The sequence below is a fragment of the Streptomyces sp. NPDC006384 genome, from assembly GCF_042870695.1.
Taxonomy (GTDB): domain Bacteria; phylum Actinomycetota; class Actinomycetes; order Streptomycetales; family Streptomycetaceae; genus Streptomyces.
In genome coordinates this window covers 71,884-96,063 of sequence record NZ_JBIAHR010000014.1, presented here as the reverse complement: position 1 = coordinate 96,063, position 24,180 = coordinate 71,884, and the positions used below count along the sequence as shown (strand labels likewise).

Sequence of the window (24,180 nt, the reverse complement as noted above, 5' to 3'; positions counted from 1 at the left end):
GTTCAGGCTTCCTCGGGCTCGAACACCTCGGCCGCCGACGAGGCCGTGATCGCCCGCGTGAGCCAGACGTCCAACACGCCCATGTCACTGCACCCCGCGATGCGCGCCCGCTCCTCCTCGGAAACCTCGACACCACGACGGTCCAACAGCAGAAGCAGGGCACCAGCACGACCCTCCGCCCTGAGGCTCTGCGCAGTCTCCGACTGGAAGAAGGAAAGGTCGGCGGCCATGATCTGCCTCCAGAGGTCTGCGGCCGGCGTCTTGCCGAGGCCTTGTTCCGTGAGCTCGATGAAGATGCTTGCCGTGTTCTCGTCGTCGGCCGACAGGCCCTTCAGTGCCGATGCCAGCGCTTTCAGTATGGCATCGGCGTCCGGATCCCGGCGGTGCAGCGCCGCGGACAGGACGGTCAGCGGGATGTCGCGCGCCGCCTCGTCGGGGCTGTCGATCACGGGCAGCTGGTCCGGCCCGAGGACCAGTGGCCGCACGGTGAGCGAGGGCCACTGCGGTGGGCCGATGTCGACCTGCCGGGCCGCCCAGGCCGCGGTACGCCGGTCGGCGCAGACGACCAGCAGGACCGGCGGAAGCCGGTATTTGGCGTGCAGGTGCGACAAGTAGTACGCCCAGCTCGCGGGCTTGTCGCGGTCCTGCTTGCCCTGTGATTCGACGGCGAGCAGGAAGCTGCCGTTGTCGCCGGTCTCCATGCGCAGCAGCGTGTCCACGCGTCGCTCCACCGGGCGGTTCTCGGTGAGGTCGGTGGTGAGCGGTACCGCGGAGACCGGTTCGGCGAAGGAGACGCCGAGCACCTTGACGGCACGGGCGAAGAGCGCCGGGTCCTCCTGGAAGATCCGGTGCAACGCCTCGTGGGATGAACTGACCATGCGGCGAAGGTAGGAGAGCGACGGACCTTGCCAGGCACATATGCCGAGACTGCCCGCGATCGAGTGACACTTCCGGCCTTTCCTTGACGCATGAGCCGCAGCACCCCCCATCCCGCCCCACCCCCTGCAACGCGGAAGGGGCCCGTACGACCGAAGTCGTACGGGCCCCTTCTCAGGCATCAGCCCATGTCAGGTCTGGGACCGACAAGCAAGCGGAACTTACTTGTTGATCTTGGTGACCTGGCCGGCGCCGACCGTCCGGCCACCCTCGCGGATGGCGAACTTCAGGCCCTCTTCCATGGCGACGGGCTGGATGAGCTCCACCTTCATCTCGGTGTTGTCACCCGGCATGACCATCTCGGTGCCCTCGGGGAGGGTCACCACGCCGGTCACGTCCGTCGTGCGGAAGTAGAACTGCGGACGGTAGTTGTTGAAGAACGGCGTGTGGCGGCCACCCTCGTCCTTGGACAGGATGTAGGCCTGCGCCTCGAACTCGGTGTGCGGGGTGACCGAGCCCGGCTTGATGATGACCTGGCCGCGCTCGACGTCCTCGCGCTTGATGCCGCGGAGCAGCAGACCGACGTTCTCACCGGCCTGGCCCTCGTCGAGCAGCTTGCGGAACATCTCGATGCCGGTGACCGTGGTGGTGGTCTTCTCCGGCTTGATGCCGATGATGTCGACGGTCTCGTTGACCTTGAGGACACCACGCTCGATGCGGCCGGTGACGACCGTACCGCGACCGGTGATGGTGAAGACGTCCTCGATCGGCATCAGGAACGGCTTGTCGACGTCACGCTCGGGCTCCGGGATGGCCTCGTCCACGGCCTTCATCAGGTCGAGGACGGACTGGCCCCACTCCTTGTCGCCCTCGAGGGCCTTCAGAGCGGAGACCTTGACGACGGGGACGTCGTCGCCCGGGAACTCGTACTCGGAGAGGAGCTCACGCACCTCGAGCTCGACGAGCTCCAGGATCTCCTCGTCGTCCACCATGTCGGCCTTGTTCAGGGCGACGACGATGTACGGAACGCCGACCTGGCGGGCCAGGAGCACGTGCTCCTTGGTCTGCGGCATCGGGCCGTCGGTGGCGGCGACCACGAGGATGGCGCCGTCCATCTGCGCCGCACCCGTGATCATGTTCTTGATGTAGTCCGCGTGACCGGGGCAGTCGACGTGGGCGTAGTGACGGGTCTCCGTCTGGTACTCGACGTGCGCGATGGAGATGGTGATACCGCGCTGGCGCTCTTCGGGAGCCTTGTCGATCTGGTCGAAGGCCGAGGCCTCGTTCAGGTCCGGGTACGCGTCGTGCAGCACCTTGGTAATGGCGGCCGTGAGGGTCGTCTTACCGTGGTCGATGTGACCGATGGTGCCGATGTTGACGTGCGGCTTAGTCCGCTCGAACTTCGCCTTCGCCACTGGGGTCCTCCTGTGGAGTGGTTCTGGTACGCCTTACTTCATCGGCGCCAGGTGATCTTTGCTGGGAAACCCGGGCCAGGGGGCATTCCACCGAGGTTGGTGGCGGAATGCCCCTTGCAGGCTCCGGGGTCAAGCCTAAAGCGTGTTCGGGGGGTCCGTTAAACGGAGTCCCTTACTCGCCCTTGGCCTTCGCGATGATCTCCTCGGCGACGTTCCGGGGAACCTCGGCGTAGGAGTGGAACTGCATCGAGTAGCTTGCGCGACCCGACGTCTTGCTGCGGAGGTCGCCGACGTAGCCGAACATCTCCGACAGGGGCACGAGGCCCTTCACGACGCGAGCACCCGCCCGCTCCTCCATGGCCTGGATCTGGCCACGGCGGGAGTTGATGTCGCCGATGACCTCACCCATGTAGTCCTCGGGCGTGGTGACCTCGACGGCCATCATCGGCTCCAGGAGCACGGGCGAAGCCTTGCGCGCGGCCTCCTTGAAGGCCTGCGAACCGGCGATCTTGAACGCGAGTTCGGAGGAGTCGACCTCGTGGTAGCCACCGTCGATGAGCGTGACGCGGACGCCCGTCATCTCGTAGCCGGCCAGGATGCCGAACTGCATGGCCTCCTGCGCACCGGCGTCCACCGAAGGGATGTACTCCTTCGGGATGCGGCCACCGGTGACCTTGTTCACGAACTCGTACGAGGCGTCGCCGCCCTCGATCGGCTCGATCGCGATCTGCACCTTGGCGAACTGACCGGTACCACCGGTCTGCTTCTTGTGGGTGTAGTCCACGCGCTCGACAGCCTTGCGGATCGTCTCACGGTACGCGACCTGAGGCTTGCCGACGTTGGCCTCGACCTTGAACTCGCGCTTCATGCGGTCGACCAGCACCTCGAGGTGAAGCTCGCCCATGCCGCCGATGACGGTCTGGCCGGTCTCCTCGTTGGTGTGCACCTGGAAGGAGGGGTCCTCCTCCGCGAGACGCTGGATGGCGACACCCAGCTTCTCCTGGTCGCCCTTGGACTTGGGCTCGATCGCGACCTCGATGACCGGCGCCGGGAAGTCCATGGACTCCAGGATCACCGGGCTCTTCTCGTCGGACAGCGTCTCACCGGTGGTGGTCTGCTTCAGGCCCATGACGGCGACGATGTCGCCGGCGCCCACCGACTCGATCTCCTCACGCTTGTTGGCGTGCATGCGGTAGATCTTGCCGATGCGCTCCTTCTTGCCCTTGACGGAGTTCAGCACCGAGGTGCCGGACTCCAGGCGGCCCGAGTAGACCCGGACGAAGGTGAGCTTGCCCAGGTGCGGGTCGCTCATGATCTTGAACGCGAGCGCGGCGAGGGGCTCGTCCTCCGACGGCTTGCGCTTGATGACGACCTCGGGGTCCTTGACGTCCTGGCCCTCGATGGCCTCGACGTCGAGCGGGGTCGGCAGGTAGCGCACGACCGCGTCGAGCAGGGGCTGGACGCCCTTGTTCTTGAACGCGGTGCCGCAGAACACCGGGGTGACGGTGGTCGTGTCGGCCTTGCCGGAGGCGATGGTGATACGACGGATCGCGGCGTACAGCTGCTCCTCGGACGGCTCCTGGCCGTCGAGGTAGAGCTCCATGATCTCTTCGTCGTTCTCCGCGACGGCCTCGATCAGCTTGCCGCGGTACTCCTCGGCCTGGGCCTGGAGCTCGGCCGGGACGTCGACGACGTCGTACATCTCGCCCTTGGCGGCCTCGGCGGAGTAGACCAGCGCCTTCATGCGGACGAGGTCCACGACGCCCTGGAAGTCGGCCTCGGCACCGATCGGGAGCTGCATGACCAGCGGCTGGGCGCCCAGGCGGTCCGAGATCATCCCCACGCAGCGGAGGAAGTCGGCGCCGGTACGGTCCAGCTTGTTCACGAAGCAGATGCGCGGGACGCCGTAACGGTCGGCCTGACGCCACACCGTCTCGGACTGCGGCTCGACACCGGCGACACCGTCGAACACGGTCACGGCACCGTCGAGCACGCGCAGGGAACGCTCCACCTCTACGGTGAAGTCGACGTGCCCCGGGGTGTCGATGATGTTGATCGTGTAGTCGTTGTCCTCGAGCGGCCAGTGGCAGGTGGTGGCAGCGGACGTGATCGTGATGCCACGCTCCTGCTCCTGCTCCATCCAGTCCATCGTGGCGGCGCCGTCGTGGACCTCACCGATCTTGTACGACACACCCGTGTAGAACAGGATCCGCTCGGTGGTCGTCGTCTTGCCCGCGTCGATGTGGGCCATGATCCCGATGTTGCGGACCTTGGCCAGGTCAAGTGAAGTGGTAGCCATAAGGCTTCAGTCTTCTCTCGGTCTCGATGTGGGTAGCGACTACCAGCGGTAGTGCGCGAAGGCCTTGTTGGACTCGGCCATCTTGTGCGTGTCCTCGCGCTTCTTCACAGCGGCACCGAGGCCGTTGGAGGCGTCGAGGAGCTCGTTGAGCAGACGCTCGGTCATGGTCTTCTCGCGACGGGCGCGGGAGTAACCGACGAGCCAGCGCAGCGCGAGGGTGTTGGCGCGACCGGGCTTGACCTCGATCGGCACCTGGTACGTCGCACCGCCGACGCGGCGGGACTTGACCTCGAGGGTCGGCTTGATGTTCTCGAGAGCGCGCTTGAGCGTGATGACCGGGTCGTTGCCGGTCTTCTCGCGCAGACCCTCCATGGCGCCGTAGACGATGCGCTCGGCGGTGGAGCGCTTGCCGTTCAGCAGCACCTTGTTGATCAGGGAGGTCACCAGAGGAGAACCGTAGACCGGGTCGATGATGACCGGGCGCTTCGGGGCGGGGCCCTTACGAGGCATTCTTACTTCTCCTTCTTGGCGCCGTAGCGGCTGCGGGCCTGCTTGCGGTTCTTGACACCCTGGGTGTCGAGGGAGCCGCGGATGATCTTGTAGCGAACACCCGGCAGGTCCTTCACACGGCCGCCGCGCACGAGCACGATGGAGTGCTCCTGCAGGTTGTGCCCCTCACCCGGAATGTAAGCGGTGACCTCGATCCCGCTGGTCAGACGCACACGCGCGACCTTACGCAGGGCCGAGTTCGGCTTCTTCGGGGTGGTCGTGAACACACGCGTGCAGACGCCGCGACGCTGGGGCGAACCCTCGAGTGCGGGCGTCTTGTTCTTCTCGACCTTGTCCTGCCGGCCCTTGCGGACCAGCTGCTGGATCGTAGGCACTACTTCTCCGGTTTCTGTGTGCCGAATGGTGAAGCTAACCTGGAACATCGCCGACCCACGCGGTCGGGCGTGTCGAAACCACGGACTCCGGCCGCGAGGCGGAAAGAGGCGCGGATTGCGGCGGCCGTTCACGACCTCCGACGCGGTGGAAGGCACGCTCGAAGGCCAGGGCACACCCCAGGCACAAGGTCTGAGCGTACCTATCGCATTCGCTGCGGTCAAAACAAATGGGCGGGACCGGCAGGGGCACCCGGTTCGCCCCGGTGCGTCCCGATCGGCTCGCCCGGCCGTGTCCCCCTCGGCCGGGGCGTCTCAGCGCCTCGGCAGGGGCACGCGGGACTCGCCCGGTCCGGCGCCGGACGGGGCGGCGTGGGACGGGGTGGCGTCGGACGGGACGGCATCGGGCGTGGCGGTGGCGGTGGCGGCCGTGTCGTGGCGGACGAAGTACGTCGGACGGTTCTGGACGGCCGTGTAGATGCGCCCGACGTACTCGCCGAGCAGGCCGACGCAGATCAGCTGCACGCCCCCGATGAACACCACCCCGGTGAACAGCGACGTCCAGCCGGGCACCGTGTGGCCGAGGGCGTAGGCGGCCAGCGTGTAGACGAGCAGCCCCAGACAGACCAGGAAGGAGCCGGCGCCCAGCCAGGTGGCGATGCGCAGCGGCGCCGCCGAGAAGCCGGTGACGCTGTCGACCGCGAGGCGGACCATCCGGCCCAGCGGGTACTTCGTCCGGCCCGCGGCGCGCGCGGCACGCTCGTACGTCACCTCGCCGCTCGGAAAGCCCAGCCAGGGCACGAGCAGGCGGTACACCCGCTGCTGGTCGGGGAGGGCCTTCAGCGCGTCCACGGCGGCCCGGCTCAGCAGCCGGAAGTCGCCCGCCTGCGCGGGGACCGAGGGGCCCGCCAGACGCCGCATGAGGCGGTAGTAGACGCCGGCCGTCCACCGCTTGAAGCCGGTGTCGCTGCTGCGGTCGGCGCGGACGCCGTAGACGATGTCGAGGCGCTCCGTGCGGGCCAGCGCCAGCATCTCGGGGATCTTCTCCGGCGGGTCCTGCAGGTCGGCGTCCAGGCTCACCACGTAGGCGCCGGCCGCCCGGTCCAGGCCGGCGGTGAGGGCGGCCTGGTGGCCGGAGTTGCGGCGCAGCGCGATCACCCGCAGCTCGGGCCAGCCGAGCCGGAAGGCGTCGAGGAGCTCCGCCGTGCGGTCGGTGCTGCCGTCGTCCACCGCGACGACCTCGTGGGCGACGCCCAGCTCCGCCAGGACCGGCCGGACCCTGCTGACCAGCGCGGGCAGGGCCTCTTCCTCGTTGTACATGGGGATGACGAGCGACAGCACGATCGGCTCGTCCCGTTCCTCGGACACCGGCCCTCCCCTCACCCCTGACGCCGTGCACAGATGTGCGACTCTTGTGCGATCTTATGGCAGCTAGTGCCCGCTGAGGGCGGACCGAGGGGATGACAGCCATGGAGACGGCTGCCCACGACACGGCGACCGGAGCGCCGGCCGGCATACAGGCCGGGCACCCCGCCCGGCCCCGGCCCGCCTGGACCCGGCGCCTCTCCCCGCCGCCCGGCGCGCGGCCGTATCTGCCGCCGCTCGCCCTGTACGGCGTCACCAAGCTCGTCGGCCTCACGGTCTTCGCCGTCCTGCTCCAGTACGCGGGCGATCACCGGGACAAGAACCCGCGCTTCGGCGGCGGCGCCCACTGGTGGGACGTCCTGGCCACCTGGGACGGCTGGTGGTACCTCCAGGTCGCCGAGCACGGCTACCACCCCGCGCTGGTCCCCCTCGACTCGGACGGCCTGTTCACGGTCCAGCAGAACTCGGTCGCGTTCTTCCCGCTCTACCCGGCCCTGATCCGCATGGTCTCGGAGACCACGGGCCTCGGCCTGTACGGCTCCGGGATCCTCGTCTCCGTCGTCTTCTCCTTCGTCGCGGCGGCCGGCATCTTCGCCGTGATCCGTCTGGTCGCCGGTGCCCGCGCGGGCACCCTCGCCGCCGGCCTGTGGGCCGTGGCGCCCGGCGCCGGCGTCGAGTGGGCGGTGTACTCCGAGTCCCTCTTCGTCGCCATCGCCGCCTGGGCCTGCTACGCCGTGATGACCGGGCGCTGGGTGGCGGCCGGTCTGCTCGCCTTCACCGCGGGCCTGAACCGTCCCACCTCCGCGGTCCTCATAGGCGCCGTGGGCCTCGCCGCGCTGGTCACCCTCGCCCGCCCCGCCACCCGGCGCGAACACGGCGTACGCGGCCCCGTGTACGCCATGCTCGTCGCCCCCCTGGGCCTGCTCGCCTACATCGCCTGGGTCGGTCACAGCACCGGCGAGCCCAGGGCGTACTTCATCCTCCAGCGCGAGGGCTGGGCGCACTTCTTCGACTACGGCGCCCACACCTGGGACGTCCTGCGCAACCTCGCGGTGGGCCGCGGCGACTACCCCTTCGCCTTCTCCACCCCCGACCTGCTCTCCCTCCAGCTGGTCCTGGCGCTGCCCTTCCTCGTCGCCCTGATGCTGCGCAAGAAGCCCCCGCTGGTCCTCGTCGCCTACACCCTGGCCACGATCGTCACGGTCCTCGGCACCCAGCAGATGTTCGGCAACACCATGCGCTACCTGCTCCCCGCCTTCCCCCTCCTCATCGCCCCGGCCGCGGCCCTCGCCCGCCTGAGACTCCCGAGCCTCGCCGTCTTCTTCACCACCGCCGCCCTCGCCTCGGGCTGGTACGCCCATTACGTCCTCTTCGAACTGGGCGTGCCGTAGCCGGCCCCCGCACGGCAACGCCGAAGGGCGGCCACCCTCGTGGGGTGACCGCCCTTCAGGCGTTCAGGTGGCTGCCCGCCTACTGGTTGTACGGACCGTAGTCGTAGTCCTCCAGCGGAACGGCCTGGCCGGAGCCCGTGCCGAACGGCGAGTAGTCGATGTCGTCGTAGCCGACGGCCGAGTACATCGCGGCCTTGGCCTCCTCGGTCGGCTCGACCCGGATGTTGCGGTAGCGGGACAGGCCCGTACCGGCCGGGATGAGCTTACCGATGATGACGTTCTCCTTGAGGCCGATGAGGCTGTCGGACTTGGCGTTGATCGCCGCGTCCGTCAGGACTCGGGTCGTCTCCTGGAAGGAGGCGGCCGACAGCCAGGATTCCGTCGCCAGCGAGGCCTTGGTGATACCCATCAGCTGCGGACGACCGGAGGCCGGGTGACCGCCCTCCTGGACCACACGACGGTTCTCGGTCTCGAACTTCGACCGCTCGACCAGCTCGCCGGGCAGCAGCTCGGCGTCGCCGGACTCGATGATCGTCACGCGGCGCAGCATCTGCCGGATGATGATCTCGATGTGCTTGTCGTGGATCGACACGCCCTGCGAGTTGTAGACCTTCTGGACCTCGCCGACCAGGTGGACCTGGACGGCGCGCTGACCCAGGATGCGCAGCACGTCGTGCGGGTTGGTGGCACCCACGGTGAGCTTCTGGCCCACCTCGACGTGCTCGCCCTCGGAGACCAGCAGACGGGCGCGCTTCGAGATCGGGTAGGCCGTCTCGTCGCTGCCGTCGTCCGGGGTGACGACGATCTTCTTGGTCTTCTCGGTCTCCTCGATCCGCACGCGGCCGGAGGCCTCGGAGATCGGGGCGACACCCTTCGGGGTACGGGCCTCGAAGAGCTCGACGACACGCGGCAGACCCTGGGTGATGTCGTCACCGGCCACACCACCGGTGTGGAAGGTACGCATCGTCAGCTGGGTACCGGGCTCACCGATGGACTGGGCGGCGATGATGCCGACCGCCTCACCGATGTCGACCAGCTTGCCGGTGGCCAGCGAGCGGCCGTAGCACATGGCGCAGGTGCCGACCTGGGACTCGCAGGTCAGGATCGAACGGGTCTTGACCTCCTCGACACCGTGGCGCACCAGCTGGTCGATGAGCACGTCGCCGAGGTCGACGTTGGCCGGCGCGATCACCTTGCCGTCGATGACGACGTCCTCGGCGAGCATGCGGGCGTACACGCTGGTCTCGACGTCGTCCGCCTTGCGCAGGACACCGTCCTCGCCGCGCTCGGCGATCCGCAGCTTCAGACCGCGCTCGGTGCCGCAGTCCTCCTCGCGGATGATGACGTCCTGGGAGACGTCGACCAGACGACGGGTGAGGTAACCCGAGTCGGCGGTACGCAGAGCGGTGTCCGCCAGACCCTTACGGGCACCGTGCGTGGAGATGAAGTACTCCAGCACGGACAGGCCCTCGCGGAACGACGCCTTGATCGGACGCGGGATCGTCTCGTTCTTCGCGTTCGACACCAGACCACGCATACCGGCGATCTGACGCATCTGCATCATGTTGCCTCGTGCACCCGAGTTCACCATCATGAAGATCGGGTTGGTCTTCGGGAAGTTGTCGTTCATCGCCTCGGCGACCTCGTTGGTCGCCTTGGTCCAGATCGCGATGAGCTCCTGCGTGCGCTCGTCCTTGGTGATCAGACCTCGCTCGTACTGCTTCTGGACCTTCTCGTCCTGCGCCTCGTAGCCCTTGACGATCTCCTTCTTCGCCTCGGGGACGACGACGTCGGAGATGGCCACGGTGACGCCGGAACGGGTCGCCCAGTAGAAGCCGGCCGCCTTCAGGTTGTCGAGCGTCGCCGCCACGATGACCTTCGGGTAGCGCTCGGCGAGGTCGTTGACGATCTCGGAGAGCTGCTTCTTGCCGACCTCGTAGTCGACGAAGGGGTAGTCCTCGGGCAGCAGCTCGTTGAAGAGCGCGCGGCCCAGCGTGGTGCGCAGCGTGAAGGTGTCACCCTGCTGCCACTCCGGCTCGCCCTCCTCGCGCGCCGGGGGCTCCCAGCCGCGGGGCGGGATGGTGCCCACCGGGAAGCGGATGTCGACCTTCGACTGGAGCGACAGCTCGCCCGCGTCGAACGCCATGATCGCCTCGGCGGCGGAGGCGAAGGCACGGCCCTCGCCCTTGAGCTCGCGGCCCTCGCCGTCGGTGGTGAGGAAGAACAGACCGAGGACCATGTCCTGGGTCGGCATCGTCACCGGACGGCCGTCGGCCGGCTTGAGGATGTTGTTCGAGGAGAGCATCAGGATGCGCGCCTCGGCCTGCGCCTCCGCGGAGAGCGGCAGGTGGACGGCCATCTGGTCACCGTCGAAGTCCGCGTTGAACGCGGTGCAGACGAGCGGGTGGATCTGGATGGCCTTGCCCTCGACCAGCTGCGGCTCGAAGGCCTGGATGCCGAGGCGGTGCAGCGTGGGCGCGCGGTTCAGCAGAACCGGGTGCTCCGCGATGACCTCTTCCAGCACGTCGTACACGACCGTGCGGCCGCGCTCGACCATGCGCTTGGCGCTCTTGATGTTCTGCGCGTGGTTCAGGTCGACCAGGCGCTTCATCACGAACGGCTTGAACAGCTCCAGCGCCATCGCCTTCGGCAGACCGCACTGGTGCAGCTTGAGCTGCGGGCCGACGACGATCACGGAACGCGCCGAGTAGTCGACTCGCTTGCCGAGCAGGTTCTGGCGGAAACGACCCTGCTTGCCCTTGAGCATGTCGCTCAGGGACTTCAGCGGGCGGTTGCCGGGACCGGTGACCGGGCGACCGCGACGACCGTTGTCGAAGAGGGCGTCCACGGCCTCCTGGAGCATGCGCTTCTCGTTGTTCACGATGATCTCGGGCGCGCCGAGGTCGAGAAGCCGCTTCAGGCGGTTGTTGCGGTTGATGACACGGCGGTACAGGTCGTTCAGGTCGGAGGTCGCGAAGCGGCCACCGTCCAGCTGCACCATCGGACGCAGGTCCGGCGGGATGACCGGCACGCAGTCCAGCACCATGCCCTTGGGGCTGTTGCTGGTCTGCAGGAACGCGGAGACGACCTTCAGGCGCTTGAGCGCACGGGTCTTCTTCTGGCCCTTGCCGGTGCGGATGATCTCGCGGAGGCGCTCGGCCTCCTCCTCGAGGTCGAAGGACTCCAGGCGCTTCTGCAGCGCGGCGGCGCCCATCGAGCCGTCGAAGTAGGTGCCGAAGCGGTCGCGCAGCTCGCGGTAGAGCAGCTCGTCGCCCTCGAGGTCCTGGACCTTGAGGTTCTTGAACCGGTTCCACACCTCGTCGAGGCGGTCGATCTCGCGCTGCGCGCGGTCGCGCAGCTGCTTCATCTCACGCTCGGCACCCTCGCGCACCTTGCGGCGCACGTCGGCCTTGGCGCCCTCGGCCTCCAGCTCGGCGAGGTCCGTCTCGAGCTTCTTGGCGCGGGCCTCGAGGTCGGCGTCGCGGCGCTGCTCGATCTGCTGACGCTCGACGGAGACGTGGGCCTCCAGCGAGGGCAGGTCGCGGGTGCGGCGCTCCTCGTCGACGTACGTGATCATGTACGCGGCGAAGTAGATGACCTTCTCGAGGTCCTTCGGCGCCAGGTCCAGCAGGTAGCCCAGGCGCGACGGGACGCCCTTGAAGTACCAGATGTGGGTGACGGGGGCGGCGAGCTCGATGTGGCCCATCCGCTCACGGCGCACCTTGGCGCGCGTGACCTCCACGCCACAGCGCTCACAGATGATGCCCTTGAAGCGGACGCGCTTGTACTTGCCGCAGTAGCACTCCCAGTCCCGGGTCGGACCGAAGATCTTCTCGCAGAAGAGTCCGTCCTTCTCGGGCTTGAGCGTGCGGTAGTTGATCGTCTCGGGCTTCTTGACCTCGCCGTGGCTCCACTGACGGATGTCGTCAGCGGTGGCCAGACCGATCCGGAGCTCGTCGAAGAAGTTGACGTCGAGCACTATGCGTCAATCCCTCTCAGGGTTGTAAGTCTTGGGGTCTGAAACGGGGGTCCTGGGGCCGGCGGGCCTTGATCGCTCAAGGCCCGCCGGAACTCCCGTCAGACCTCTTCGACGCTGCTCGGCTCTCGCCGGGACAGGTCGATGCCGAGCTCCTCCGCTGCGCGGAAGACGTCCTCGTCGGTGTCGCGCATCTCGATGGACATGCCGTCCGAGGACAGCACCTCCACGTTGAGGCACAGGGACTGCATCTCCTTGATGAGCACCTTGAAGGACTCGGGGATGCCGGGCTCAGGGATGTTCTCGCCCTTGACGATGGCCTCGTAGACCTTCACGCGGCCGGTGACGTCGTCGGACTTGATGGTCAGCAGCTCCTGGAGGGCGTACGCGGCGCCGTAAGCCTCCAGCGCCCACACCTCCATCTCACCGAAGCGCTGGCCACCGAACTGGGCCTTACCACCCAGCGGCTGCTGGGTGATCATCGAGTACGGGCCGGTCGAGCGGGCGTGCAGCTTGTCGTCGACCAGGTGGTGCAGCTTGAGGATGTACATGTAGCCGACCGAGATCGGGTCCGGGAACGGCTCACCGCTGCGGCCGTCGAACAGCCGCGCCTTGCCGGAGGGGAGCACCATGCGCTCGCCGTCGCGGTTCGGGATGGTGTGCTGCAGCAGACCCGCGAGCTCGTCCTCGCGCGCACCGTCGAAGACCGGGGTGGCGACGTTGGTGCCGGGCTCGACCTTGTCGGCGCCGATGGCCTGGAGGCGCTGCGCCCACTCGTCGGCGAGACCGGAGACGTCCCAACCGCGGCTGGCGAGCCAGCCGAGGTGGATCTCCAGGACCTGTCCCGGGTTCATTCGGGACGGGACACCCAGCGGGTTGAGGATGATGTCGACCGGGGTGCCGTCCTCCAGGAACGGCATGTCCTCGATCGGCAGGATCTTGGAGATGACGCCCTTGTTGCCGTGACGGCCGGCGAGCTTGTCACCGTCGGTGATCTTGCGCTTCTGCGCGACGTAGACGCGCACCAGCTGGTTGACACCGGGGGGAAGCTCGTCGCCCTCCTCGCGGTCGAAGACGCGGACGCCGATGACCTTGCCGATCTCGCCGTGCGGGACCTTCAGCGAGGTGTCACGGACCTCACGGGCCTTCTCACCGAAGATCGCGCGCAGCAGACGCTCCTCCGGGGTCAGCTCGGTCTCGCCCTTGGGCGTGACCTTGCCGACGAGGATGTCGCCGGCGACGACGTCGGCGCCGATGCGGATGATGCCGCGCTCGTCGAGGTCGGCGAGGACCTCCTCGGAGACGTTCGGGATGTCCCGGGTGATCTCCTCGGGGCCGAGCTTGGTGTCACGGGCGTCGACCTCGTGCTCCTCGATGTGGATCGAGGAGAGGACGTCGTCCTGCACGAGGCGCTGCGACAGGATGATCGCGTCCTCGTAGTTGTGACCCTCCCACGGCATGAAGGCGACCAGCAGGTTCTTGCCGAGCGCCATCTCGCCGTTCTCGGTGGCCGGGCCGTCGGCGAGGACCTGGCCCTCGACGACCCGGTCGCCCTCGGAGACGATGACCTTCTGGTTGACCGAGGTTCCCTGGTTGGACCGGGAGAACTTGGCCAGGCGGTACGTGATGTACGTGCCGTCGTCGTTGGTGGTGGTGATGTAGTCCGCGGAGACCTCCTGGACCACACCCGACTTCTCGGCCTTGACCACGTCGCCGGCGTCGACCGCGGAGCGGTACTCCATGCCGGTGCCGACGAGCGGCGCCTCGCTCTTGATGAGCGGGACGGCCTGACGCATCATGTTCGCGCCCATGAGGGCACGGTTGGCGTCGTCGTGCTCGAGGAACGGGATCATGGCGGTCGCGACCGACACCATCTGGCGCGGCGAGACGTCCATGTAGTCGACGTCGTCACCGGGGACGTAGTCGACCTCGCCGCCACGGCGGCGGACCAGGACGCGGTTCTCGGCGAAGCGGAGCTCGTCGGTCAGCGGCGCGTTGGCCTGCGCGATGACGAAGCGGTCCTCCTCGTCGGCGGTCAGGTAGTCGACGTCGTCGGTGACCCGGCCGTCGACGACCTTGCGGTACGGCGTCTCGATGAAGCCGAAGGGGTTGATCCGGCCGTACGAGGCGAGCGAGCCGATCAGACCGATGTTCGGGCCTTCCGGCGTCTCGATCGGGCACATGCGGCCGTAGTGCGAGGGGTGGACGTCACGGACCTCGAAGCCGGCCCGCTCACGGGAGAGACCACCCGGGCCGAGGGCGTTCAGACGACGCTTGTGCGTCAGCCCCGACAGCGGGTTGTTCTGGTCCATGAACTGGGACAGCTGGCTGGTGCCGAAGAACTCCTTGATGGAGGCGACGACCGGCCGGATGTTGATCAGGGTCTGCGGCGTGATCGCCTCGACGTCCTGGGTGGTCATGCGCTCGCGCACGACGCGCTCCATACGGGCGAGACCCGTACGGACCTGGTTCTGGATCAGCTCGCCGACGTTGCGGATGCGGCGGTTGCCGAAGTGGTCGATGTCGTCGGTCTCGACGATGATCGACCGGCCCGACTCGCCGATCGTCTCGGTCTCACCGGCGTGCAGCTTCACCAGGTACTTGATGGTGGCGATGATGTCGTCGGTGGTGAGCACGCCGGCGTCCAGCGGCTCGTCCGCGCCGAGCTTCTTGTTCACCTTGTAGCGGCCGACCTTGGCGAGGTCGTAGCGCTTCGGGTTGAAGTAGAGGTTCTCGAGCAGCGTCTGCGCGGCCTCGCGGGTCGGGGGCTCACCCGGACGCAGCTTGCGGTAGATGTCGAGCAGCGCGTCGTCCTGGCCCTGGGTGTGGTCCTTCTCCAGGGTGGCGCGCATGGACTCGTACTCGCCGAACTCCTCGAGGATCTGCTCGGTGGTCCAGCCGAGGGCCTTGAGGAGGACGGTCACGGACTGCTTGCGCTTGCGGTCGATGCGGACACCGACCATGTCGCGCTTGTCGATCTCCATCTCCAGCCAGGCACCCCGGGACGGGATGATCTTGGCGGAGAAGATGTCCTTGTCGGACGTCTTGTCGATGGAGGAGTCGAAGTAGACGCCCGGCGAGCGGACCAGCTGCGACACGACGACACGCTCGGTGCCGTTGATGACGAAGGTGCCCTTGTTGGTCATGAGCGGGAAGTCGCCCATGAAGACCGTCTGGGACTTGATCTCGCCGGTCTCGTTGTTGGTGAACTCGGCGGTGACGAAGAGCGGGGCCGCGTACGTGAAGTCGCGCTCCTTGCACTCGTCGATGCTGTTCTTCGGAGGCTCGAAACGGTGGTCGCGGAACGTCAGCGACATCGACCCGGAGAAGTCCTCGATCGGCGAGATCTCCTCGAAGATCTCTTCCAGACCGGACTTGGTGGGGACGTCGTGACCGGACTCCAGAGCCGACTCGACGCGAGCCTTCCACGCGTCGTTGCCGAGCAGCCAGTCGAAGCTCTCGGTCTGCAGCGCGAGAAGGTTCGGAACCTCGAGGGGCTCCTTGATCTTTGCAAAGGAGATGCGCAGCGGGGCGGTGCTGGCAGCGTTGTTCGTATTCGCGGTCGAGGCATTGCGCGAGGCGGCCAAGAGGGGGTCCTTCCGAGGGCTCGGACTCACTACGCGCGTACCGGCCCCTCTTCCTCACACGGAGACAGGGGGTGTCTGATGTGGCCGAAATGCCAGGTCAGACATGCTCTGGTCGTCAGTGCTCGGGCGAGGGTAGACCCCTGGTGACGGGCAGGGGGCAGCTAACAGGCAGCGCAAAGGGTCAGTGTAGCCACTTGGCACACTGATGTCCAGTGCGGGTTTCCCGAACCGTGTCCGCTCCTCGTTGTACTCACCACCTGCGGCAAGGCCTCGCCCTCAACGCACCGTGATACTGCCCTCTTCGCCGTGGATCCATGCCTCGGTTCTCGGATCCTTGTGGCGACGCGTCCTGAGAATTGCGCGCTGCGTGCGGTTCGTCAAGGCCCCCCTTGCCCGAACCGGCTGCCGTCCAGGGGCTCTCAGGGCCCCGGAGACGGCACGACGAAGATCACCTTACTCTTCGCCGTCACCCGTGCAAGGCGGCCGCCGCCCGTCCTCCGGAACGCCGAAGAGCGACCACCCGGATGGATGATCGCTCTTCGGCGCTTGCGCGTTACAGGTCTTGTCGGACCTGTGAGGTCTTACTTGACCTCGACCGAGGCGCCGGCGCCCTTGAGGGCCTCGGCGGCCTTGTCGGCCTGCTCCTTGTTGACCTTCTCCAGGACCGGCTTCGGGGTGCCGTCGACGAGGTCCTTGGCCTCCTTCAGACCCAGGGAGGTCAGCTCACGCACGACCTTGATGACCTGGATCTTCTTGTCGCCGGCGCCGGTGAGGATGACGTCGAACTCGTCCTTCTCCTCGGCCTGCTCGGCGGCGGCGCCACCAGCGGCACCACCGGCGACGACGACCGGCGCGGCGGCGGCGGCGGTGACGTCGAACTTCTCCTCGAAGGCCTTCACGAACTCGGAGAGCTCGATGAGGGTCATCTCCTCGAACTGGGCGAGCAGGTCTTCCTGGCTGAGCTTCGCCATGATGGCGGTCCTTCCACTAATTCGGCAGGTGCCGGATGTACGGGGTGAGGCGGGCGTACGTCGGGCCCGCATCGGCCCTCGCCTCAGGCGGCGAGAGCCGGGTAGCGAGCCGAGTTACTCGGCACCGCCCTGCTCGTCCTGCTTGGCGCGGAGCGCGTCCACGGTGCGGACGAGCTTCGACGGCAGCGCCTGGAAGACAGAGGCAGCCTGGGACTGCTTGCCCTTCATGGCACCGGCCAGCTTGGAGAGCAGAACCTCGCGGGACTCGAGGTCCGCAAGCTTCTTGATCTCGTCGGCGGACAGCGCCTTGCCGTCAAGGACACCGCCCTTGATGACGAGGTTCGGGTTTTCCTTGGCGAAGTCGCGCAGACCCTTCGCCGACTCCACCGGGTCACCGGTGACGAAGGCGACGGCCGTCGGACCAGCGAAGAGCTGGTCGTCGAGCGTGATCCCGGCCTCGTTGGCCGCAATCTTGGTCAGCGTGTTCTTCACCACGGCGTACTGGGCGTTCTCACCGAGCGACCGGCGCAGCGTCTTGAGCTGCGCCACGGTGAGACCGCGGTACTCGGTCAGCACAGCGGCGTTGGAGCTGCGGAACTTGTCCGTCAGCTCGGCAACCGCGGCAGCCTTTTCGGGCGTCGCCATAGAGCCTCGGCCTCCTTCCGGGTGATTCGGACCGCGCGGACCCGAAGGAGGACTGGGGAAAACGAAACGCCCCGGCGCAGGCGCACGGGGCGTGACTCGACCGGTCATACGCGCTCGGGGCGCGGACTCCGGGAGTTCATCCACTGTCACCTACGCGGGTCGTCCGCAGTTCAGCGGATCCTTCGGCCACCGTGACTCTTGCGAGCACACGGCAACGACCAGCGGTCTTTGGCTTCAGCAGGAGCGTACGTGAACGGGGCAGCGACAGGCAAATCCGCCCGTACGGCGGCACGCGACGGCGGTCAGGGACGGCTGCCCGGTGTCTCCAGCAGTTCCCTGAAGTCCGCCGTGTCGGCGGCCGGGGGGCGTTCGGCGACGACGGGGAGGCCGTAGTCGCTGTAGTGGGCGGTCTGGGACAGCTCCCCCGTCTTCGTCCGGCCCCGCTCGGCCTTCTTCACCAGCAGGTCCCGGTCGTCCACCCAGATGTCGACGGTCCGCGCGGTGTCGCCGCCCACGGTGGCAGACCAGTGCGTGGTGCGCCGGCCGTGCGTCGTCTCCTCGCCCACCTCGCGCACCTCGCCGGAGGCGAGCAGCTGCCTCACCGTCTCGTCCGGGGTGGTGGCGCGCATCTGCTCCGCGAAGCCGGCGCCCGCACCGTCGCCGGATTCCTCCAGGTCGGCGTAGACGTACTCGATCCAGTGCCGCCCGCCCGCCCGGGCGGCGAAGGCGTCGCCCATCCTCGCGTAGTAGGCGTCGGGCAGGTAGCGGGCCTCCAGGGAGGTGGTGCCGAGCCGGCGCATGGTGTCGGCCGCCGTCCCGCCGGTGTACGTGATCGTGAGGGTGCCGGTGAGGCCGTCGCCCCAGCCGAGTGCGCCGGTGGCCTTCAGGGACAGCTCGCCGCCCACGACGGTGGTGGTCTCGACCCGCGCCGAGCCCGCCCGGGCGGTGGCGCGCTGCACGGCACGCAGCGCCTCCGGCGACGGGCTCCCGGCGTCGCCGGCGGGGGTGCAGGCGGGCAGGGACGCCAGCGCGGCCGCCACCACGACCGAGCGGGCGGTACGGCGTCCCGTCGTGCGCGTGCCCGTCATGCCGCTCCCCCCTGCGCGTACCGTCTGCCCGCACGCTAGCCCAGGCTCCCGGCCCGCGTGGGGAACGCGGGAAAGGGGACGGGCCCCGCACCTGGTGAGGTGCGGGGCCCGTGAACCGGTGGGGCGAGCCGTCGGCTCAGACCGCGGCCGGGTCCTCCTCGACGAGGAGGTTGCGGGTGCGGTTGGAGTCGACCGGGATGCCGGGGCCCATCGTGGTGCTGATGGCGGCCTTCTTGATGTACCGGCCCTTGGCGGCGGACGGCTTCAGACGGAGGATCTCCTCCAGGGCCGCGCCGTAGTTCTCCACCAGCTGGGTGTCGTCGAACGACGTCTTGCCGATGATGAAGTGCAGGTTCGAGTGCTTGTCGACGCGGAACTCGATCTTGCCGCCCTTGATGTCGTTGACAGCCTTGGCGACGTCCGGGGTCACGGTGCCGGTCTTCGGGTTCGGCATCAGACCACGGGGACCGAGCACGCGGCCGAGGCGGCCGACCTTGCCCATGAGGTCCGGGGTGGCGACGACGGCGTCGAAGTCCAGACGGCCCTTCGACACCTCGTCGATCAGCTCGTCGGCGCCGACGATGTCGGCGCCCGCGGCACGCGCGGCCTCGGCACGGTCACCGGTCGCGAAGACCAGGACCCGGGCGGTCTTACCGGTGCCGTGCGGGAGGTTCACGGTGCCACGGACCATCTGGTCGGCCTTGCGCGGGTCGACACCCAGGCGGAAGGCGACCTCGACGGTGCCGTCGAACTTGGTCGTGGAGGTCTCCTTGGCGAGACGGACGGCCTCGAGCGGGGCGTAGAGCCTGTCCCGGTCGATCTTGGCGTCCGCAGCGCGGAGAGACTTGCTGCGCTTGCTCACTACTGCTCCTGTGGCTTCTTAGGAGTCGTGGTCCGGGCCGAGCAGGCCCTTCCACACTTCTGCGTTGGCTTGACGGGGGGTGGAGGTCAGCCCTCGACCGTGACGCCCATGGAACGGGCGGTGCCGGCGATGATCTTCTCGGCGGCGTCCAGGTCGTTGGCGTTGAGGTCGGGCATCTTGGTGGTGGCGATCTCGCGGACCTGGTCACGCGTGATCTTCGCGACCTTGGTCTTGTGCGGCTCGCCGGAGCCCTTCTCCACGCCCGCGGCCTTGAGGATCATCTTCGCGGCCGGCGGCGTCTTGGTGATGAAGGTGAAGGAGCGGTCCTCGTAGACCGTGATCTCCACCGGGATGACCCAGCCACGCTGCGACTCGGTCGCGGCGTTGTAGGCCTTGCAGAACTCCATGATGTTGACGCCGTGCTGACCCAGCGCGGGGCCGACCGGCGGGGCCGGGTTCGCGGCACCGGCCTGGATCTGGAGCTTGATGAGCCCCGTGACCTTCTTCTTCTTGGGAGGCATAGCTCTCCGGGTCCTTTCGATTCGGGTCCTGCCCGCATCCGGAGCGACCCGGAGACAGGCATACCGCACAACGATAACGGGTATGGATGCGCGGCCAAAAACCGAGCAGGTCAGACGACGCGTGAGCGTTCGCCTGACCTGTCCGGAAGCGGTGTGTCCAGAGGGGTACCGGGTGAGAGGTACTAGTTCTTCTGGATCTGGTCGAAGCTCAGCTCGACCGGGGTCTCGCGGCCGAAGATCTCGACGAGGCCCTTGACCTTCTTCGAGTCGGCGTTGATCTCGTTGATCGTGGCCTGCAGCGTGGCGAACGGGCCGTCGGTGACGGTGACCGAGTCGCCGACCTCGAAGTCCAGGACCTGGACCTCGACCTTGCGCTGCGGGGCCGGCTTGCCCTCGGCCTCGGCGGCCTCGCGGGCGGCCTTCTCCTCGGCCTCGGGGGCGAGCATCTTGACGATCTCGTCCAGCGTCAGCGGGTACGGGTCGTAGGCGTTGCCCACGAAGCCGGTGACGCCGGGGGTGTTGCGGACGACGCCCCAGGACTCGTTGGTCAGGTCCATGCGGACCAGGACGTAGCCCGGCAGCTTGTTCTGCTTGATCGTCTTGCGGTCGCCGTTCTTGATCTGGACGACCTCTTCCTGCGGCACCTCGGCCTGGAAGATGTACTCCTCGACGTTGAGCGAGACGGCGCGCTGCTCGAGGTTGGTCTTCACGCGGTTCTCGTAACCGGCGTAGGTGTGGATGACGTACCACTCGCCGGGCAGGGCGCGCAGCTCCTGGCGGAGCTTCTCGACCGGGTCGAGCTGCGGCTCGGGCTCGGCGGCCTCCGCCTCCTCGGCTTCCTCGGTCTCCGCTTCGTCGAGAACCTCTGCGGTCTTGGCCTCCGCGGCCTCGGCGGCCTCGTCCTCGGCGTGGATCTCCGCGGCCTCGTCCTCGTCGGCGACGACGGCGGTATCGGCAGCCTCGACCTCGGCGGAGGTCTCGGTGTCCTCGTTGTCCGCGCCCTCGACAATGCCGAGCTCGTCCTCGACGGACTCGACAGCCTCCCCGCGAGGCTCAACGGCGTCGTTCACGTTCGGGTCAGACACGGTGGCTGCTTCTTCCTGGATACATAGGGGTGGAACACGCGAAAGGGGCGCCGGGTACCTCGGCGCCCTTCGCTCTCGGCTCAGCCGAAGACGTACTTGGCCGCGTTGGAGAAGCCATAGTCAATCAGAGTCACCAGGCCGATCATGATGACCACGAAGATGATCACCACGGCGGTGTACGTCGACAACTGGCTGCGGCTCGGCCAGACGACCTTGCGCAGCTCCGCGACGATCTGGCGGTAGAAGAGCGCGAGACGCTTCAGCGGGCCCTTCTTGGCGCGCTTGCCGCCCTTGCGGGGCTTCTTGCTGGAGTCCGCGGCCTCGTCCTGGGCATCAGGCATGTCGATGGAGCCCACGGCGTCCGTCACTCGTCCTCACCTGATTCCGGGTCGTGGCCGTGCCGCGCCCGGTCTGAGCCGCACGGCGTTGCATTGCTGTACGTACATGCGCACACATCCTGGCGAAGGTGTGTGTAGCAGGGCCGGAGGGACTTGAACCCCCAACCGCTGGTTTTGGAGACCAGTGCTCTACCAATTGAGCTACGACCCTTTGTGTGTCCCCAACGTACCGCATCCGCCCGGATGCCCGTGGGCATCGAGTGAGCGCGGGCCGCTGAAGGCCAACGAGGTGAGAGTGTACGTGCTCGCGGGCCGGGCGTCGAACAGAAAGCGTCCGCGGGGTGTGCGGCGGGCGGTGGCCGGCCGAAGATCACCCAGGCCGCACGGGGGATGCGGACTGGTGTTCAGGCCCGCGCCCGGTCCTGTTCAGTCCGTGAAACCCGTGTGCCGGTGAGGTTTCCGGTCTGGAACGATGGGCCCCATGAGCGCTGCAACCCCTCCCACCGAGCGCCGGGTCTCCGCCCGAGTCGGCGCGATCTCCGAGTCCGCCACCCTCGCCGTGGACGCCAAGGCGAAGGCCCTCAAGGCCGCCGGGCGGCCGGTGATCGGCTTCGGCGCCGGTGAGCCCGACTTCCCGACTCCGGACTACATCGTCGAGGCCGCGATCGAGGCCTGCAAGAACCCGAAGTTCCACCGCTACACGCCGGCCGGCGGTCTGCCCGAGCTGAAGGCCGCGATCGCCGCGAAGACGCTGCGCGACTCCGGCTACGAGGTCGACGCGTCGCAGATCCTGGTCACCAACGGCGGCAAGCAGGCCATCTACGAGGCGTTCGCCGCGATCCTCGACCCGGGCGACGAGGTCATCGTCCCGGCCCCGTACTGGACGACGTACCCGGAGTCGATCCGGCTGGCCGGCGGTGTCCCCGTCGAGGTGGTCGCCGACGAGACGACCGGCTACCGGGTGAGCGTGGAGCAGCTGGAGGCCGCGCGCACCGAGCGGACCAAGGTCGTCCTGTTCGTGTCGCCGTCCAACCCGACGGGCGCCGTGTACAGCGAGGCCGAGACCGAGGCGATCGGCAGGTGGGCCGTCGAGCACGGGCTGTGGGTGCTCACCGACGAGATCTACGAGCACCTCGTCTACGGCGACGCCGCCTCGGTGTCCATGCCGGCGATCCTGCCCGAGCTGCGCGACAAGTGCATCGTGGTCAACGGCGTCGCCAAGACGTACGCGATGACCGGCTGGCGCGTCGGGTGGGTCATCGGCCCGAAGGACGTGGTCAAGGCCGCGACGAACCTCCAGTCGCACGCCACGTCCAACGTGTCCAACGTGGCCCAGGCGGCGGCGCTGGCAGCAGTCTCCGGCGACCTGGACGCCGTGGCGAGGATGCGGGAGGCGTTCGACCGGCGCCGCAGGACGATCGTGCGGATGCTCAACGAGATCGACGGCGTGCTGTGCCCGGAGCCGGAGGGCGCCTTCTACGCCTATCCGTCGGTGAAGGGGCTGCTCGGCAGGGAGATCCGCGGCAGGCGTCCGCAGGACACGGTGGAGCTGGCCGCGCTGATCCTGGAGGAGGCCGAGGTCGCGGTGGTGCCGGGTGAGGCGTTCGGCACGCCCGGGTACCTGCGGCTGTCGTACGCGCTCGGGGACGAGGACCTCGTCGAGGGCGTGAGCCGGATCCAGAAGCTGCTGGCGGAGGCCAAGGCCTGATCCCCTCCCCCGCTCTCCGCAGGGCGCCCCGTGAGGTCACGGGGCGCCCTGTTCGTTTGTGCGGGCAAGCTCCCGTACGGGGAAAGCGCTGTCGGGCCGGGTGTGTCGTGCGGCAGGATCGACTGATGGAGCGTGTACGTGATCTCTCTGCCCTGCCGAAGGCCCATCTGCATCTGCACTTCACCGGGTCGATGCGGCCCGCCACCTTGCTGGAACTGGCCGACAAGCACGGCGTGCGGCTGCCCGAGTCCCTCACCGAGGCGCTGAGCACCGGTGGGTCGCCGCAGCTGCGGGCGACGGACGAGCGGGGCTGGTTCCGCTTCCAGCGGCTGTACGACGCGGCGCGGTCGTGTCTGCAGGAGCCGGAGGACATCCAGCGGCTGGTCCGGGAGGCCGCGGAGGAGGACCTGCGGGACGGGTCCGGGTGGCTGGAGATCCAGGTCGATCCGACGTCGTACGCACCGCGGCTGGGCGGGCTGATCCCGGCGCTGGAGATCATCCTGGACGCGGTGGAGACGACCGTGCGGGACACCGGGATCGGCATGCGGGTGCTGGTTGCCGCGAACCGGATGAAGCATCCGCTGGACGCGCGGACGCTGGCCCGGCTGGCGGTGCGGTACGCGGACCGGGGCGTGGTCGGCTTCGGGCTGTCCAACGACGAGCGGCGGGGCATGGCGCGGGACTTCGACCGGGCGTTCGCGATCGCGCGGGAGGGCGGACTGCTGTCGGCGCCGCACGGGGGCGAGCTGGCCGGGCCGGCGTCGGTGCGGGACTGCCTGGACGACCTGGAGGCCGACCGGATCGGGCACGGCGTGCGGGCGGCGGAGGATCCGCGGCTGCTGAAGCGGCTCGCCGACCGGCAGGTGACGTGCGAGGTGTGCCCGGCGTCGAACGTGGCGCTGGGGGTGTACGAGAAGCCGGAGGACGTGCCGCTGCGGAGGCTGTTCGAGGCGGGGGTGCCGATGGCGCTGGGGGCGGACGATCCGCTGCTGTTCGGGTCGCGGCTGGCGGCGCAGTACGAGTTCGCGCGCGAGCACCACGGCTTCACGGACGCGGAACTGGCGGAGCTGGCCCGGCAGTCGGTACGGGGATCGGCCGCGCCGGAGGGGGTGAAGGCGGGGCTGCTGGCGGGGGTGGACTCGTGGCTGCACGGGGGGTGAGCGGATGCCCGC

General features: G+C 68.2%; 18 protein-coding genes and 1 tRNA gene. 3 read left to right on the top strand and 16 right to left on the bottom strand.

Translation table 11 applies throughout. The features are described 5' to 3' along the window. Positions 1-2 precede the first annotated feature (2 nt). The 6 genes from ACFYOJ_RS20605 to ACFYOJ_RS20580 all read right to left on the bottom strand — a co-directional run bounded on the left by ACFYOJ_RS20605 (position 3) and on the right by ACFYOJ_RS20580 (position 6,839). Positions 3-878, bottom strand: coding sequence for a hypothetical protein (locus ACFYOJ_RS20605; protein ID WP_356552737.1), 876 nt, complete (start codon positions 876-878; stop codon positions 3-5). 219 nt (positions 879-1,097) lie between these two features. After that, positions 1,098-2,291, bottom strand: coding sequence for an elongation factor Tu (gene tuf / locus ACFYOJ_RS20600; RefSeq protein ID WP_356552738.1), 1,194 nt, complete (start codon positions 2,289-2,291; stop codon positions 1,098-1,100). A gap of 172 nt (positions 2,292-2,463) precedes the next feature. Further along, positions 2,464-4,590: an elongation factor G gene (fusA, locus tag ACFYOJ_RS20595; RefSeq protein ID WP_356552740.1), complete on the bottom strand. Its 2,127-nt coding sequence runs from the start codon at positions 4,588-4,590 to the stop codon at positions 2,464-2,466. Positions 4,591-4,629: 39 nt separating this feature from the next. Then, positions 4,630-5,100: a 30S ribosomal protein S7 gene (rpsG, locus tag ACFYOJ_RS20590; protein ID WP_003974303.1), complete on the bottom strand. Its 471-nt coding sequence runs from the start codon at positions 5,098-5,100 to the stop codon at positions 4,630-4,632. A 2-nt stretch (positions 5,101-5,102) separates the two neighbouring features. Continuing rightward, complete coding sequence (rpsL, locus tag ACFYOJ_RS20585) at positions 5,103-5,474, bottom strand: 30S ribosomal protein S12 (RefSeq protein WP_003948652.1); 372 nt, start codon at positions 5,472-5,474, stop codon at positions 5,103-5,105. Between the two features lie 312 nt (positions 5,475-5,786). Further along, entirely contained in the window at positions 5,787-6,839 is a 1,053-nt protein-coding gene (locus ACFYOJ_RS20580; RefSeq protein ID WP_356552742.1) for a glycosyltransferase family 2 protein, read from the bottom strand. A 101-nt stretch (positions 6,840-6,940) separates the two neighbouring features. On the opposite strand from ACFYOJ_RS20580, the gene ACFYOJ_RS20575 reads away from it, so the two are divergent. Continuing rightward, positions 6,941-8,227: a mannosyltransferase family protein gene (locus ACFYOJ_RS20575; protein WP_356552744.1), complete on the top strand. Its 1,287-nt coding sequence runs from the start codon at positions 6,941-6,943 to the stop codon at positions 8,225-8,227. A 79-nt stretch (positions 8,228-8,306) separates the two neighbouring features. Here ACFYOJ_RS20575 and ACFYOJ_RS20570 read toward each other — a convergent pair whose 3' ends face one another. From ACFYOJ_RS20570 to ACFYOJ_RS20525, 10 genes are all read right to left on the bottom strand, one after another. After that, positions 8,307-12,206 (bottom strand): DNA-directed RNA polymerase subunit beta', encoded by a 3,900-nt coding sequence (locus tag ACFYOJ_RS20570; protein WP_356552746.1) that lies wholly within the window; start codon positions 12,204-12,206, stop codon positions 8,307-8,309. 98 nt (positions 12,207-12,304) lie between these two features. After that, positions 12,305-15,790 (bottom strand): DNA-directed RNA polymerase subunit beta, encoded by a 3,486-nt coding sequence (rpoB, locus tag ACFYOJ_RS20565; protein WP_356552747.1) that lies wholly within the window; start codon positions 15,788-15,790, stop codon positions 12,305-12,307. 581 nt (positions 15,791-16,371) lie between these two features. Beyond that, complete coding sequence (gene rplL, locus ACFYOJ_RS20560; protein WP_356552749.1) at positions 16,372-16,761, bottom strand: 50S ribosomal protein L7/L12; 390 nt, start codon at positions 16,759-16,761, stop codon at positions 16,372-16,374. Positions 16,762-16,875: 114 nt separating this feature from the next. After that, positions 16,876-17,406, bottom strand: coding sequence for a 50S ribosomal protein L10 (rplJ, locus tag ACFYOJ_RS20555; RefSeq protein WP_019329679.1), 531 nt, complete (start codon positions 17,404-17,406; stop codon positions 16,876-16,878). A gap of 302 nt (positions 17,407-17,708) precedes the next feature. Beyond that, positions 17,709-18,494, bottom strand: coding sequence for a hypothetical protein (locus ACFYOJ_RS20550; RefSeq protein WP_356552751.1), 786 nt, complete (start codon positions 18,492-18,494; stop codon positions 17,709-17,711). Positions 18,495-18,630: 136 nt separating this feature from the next. Further along, the gene (gene rplA, locus ACFYOJ_RS20545; protein WP_356552753.1) at positions 18,631-19,356 is read right to left on the bottom strand and encodes a 50S ribosomal protein L1; all 726 of its coding nucleotides are present in this window, start codon (positions 19,354-19,356) and stop codon (positions 18,631-18,633) included. 86 nt (positions 19,357-19,442) lie between these two features. Continuing rightward, a complete protein-coding gene (gene rplK / locus ACFYOJ_RS20540; RefSeq protein ID WP_006130605.1) occupies positions 19,443-19,877 on the bottom strand; it encodes a 50S ribosomal protein L11 in 435 nt (144 codons plus the stop codon). Positions 19,878-20,059: 182 nt separating this feature from the next. After that, on the bottom strand, positions 20,060-20,962 hold the full coding sequence (nusG, locus tag ACFYOJ_RS20535; protein WP_356552755.1) for a transcription termination/antitermination protein NusG: 903 nt from the start codon (positions 20,960-20,962) through the stop codon (positions 20,060-20,062). Positions 20,963-21,042: 80 nt separating this feature from the next. Continuing rightward, complete coding sequence (secE, locus tag ACFYOJ_RS20530) at positions 21,043-21,330, bottom strand: preprotein translocase subunit SecE (protein WP_356552756.1); 288 nt, start codon at positions 21,328-21,330, stop codon at positions 21,043-21,045. Between the two features lie 108 nt (positions 21,331-21,438). Beyond that, positions 21,439-21,511, bottom strand: a tRNA-Trp gene (locus tag ACFYOJ_RS20525). Between the two features lie 270 nt (positions 21,512-21,781). Between ACFYOJ_RS20525 and ACFYOJ_RS20520 the strand changes: the two genes are divergently transcribed. Beyond that, positions 21,782-23,008, top strand: coding sequence for a pyridoxal phosphate-dependent aminotransferase (locus ACFYOJ_RS20520; RefSeq protein WP_356552758.1), 1,227 nt, complete (start codon positions 21,782-21,784; stop codon positions 23,006-23,008). A gap of 125 nt (positions 23,009-23,133) precedes the next feature. Continuing rightward, a complete protein-coding gene (locus ACFYOJ_RS20515) occupies positions 23,134-24,168 on the top strand; it encodes an adenosine deaminase (RefSeq protein ID WP_356552760.1) in 1,035 nt (344 codons plus the stop codon). Positions 24,169-24,180: the final 12 nt, after the last annotated feature.